Consider the following 340-nt stretch of genomic DNA (forward strand, 5'->3'; position numbering starts at 1 on the left):
GCCGTGCTCAGCGTGAGCGTGACGGTCTTGGCTTGGGGCTCGACGGTGACGTTGGTGACGGCATTCGCGACGCCATTGACAAGCACCGTAAAGGCTCCGCTCGCCGGCTTGTGGGCCGCGTCCGCGTCCAGGTTGCCCGTGTCGCTAAAGCCAAGCACCAGCTGGTTGCCAGTGACCTTGGGGCGATGGTCGTCGGTGGTGATCAGCTCCGGGGGCGTGGTGTCTGCTGGCGCTGGCGTGGTGTTGGTCACCTCGGTAGCAGCAAAGCTGGCCGCGTCGTTGCCGGTGGCGTCCTGTATGGCGTTGGCGTCGTTCCCGGTTGTGGGGTCGGTGTAGGCGA

The 340-nt window shown here is 66.2% G+C and carries 1 protein-coding gene; it reads right to left on the reverse strand.

Annotation, left to right across the window (positions count from 1 at the left end; translation table 11 throughout):
* The coding region (locus VTU_RS28370; RefSeq protein ID WP_010107069.1) for a SwmB domain-containing protein at nucleotides 1-340 on the reverse strand (340 nt) is incomplete at both ends.

It is taken from the genome of Verminephrobacter aporrectodeae subsp. tuberculatae At4 (assembly GCF_000193225.1).
Lineage (GTDB): Bacteria > Pseudomonadota > Gammaproteobacteria > Burkholderiales > Burkholderiaceae_C > Acidovorax > Acidovorax aporrectodeae.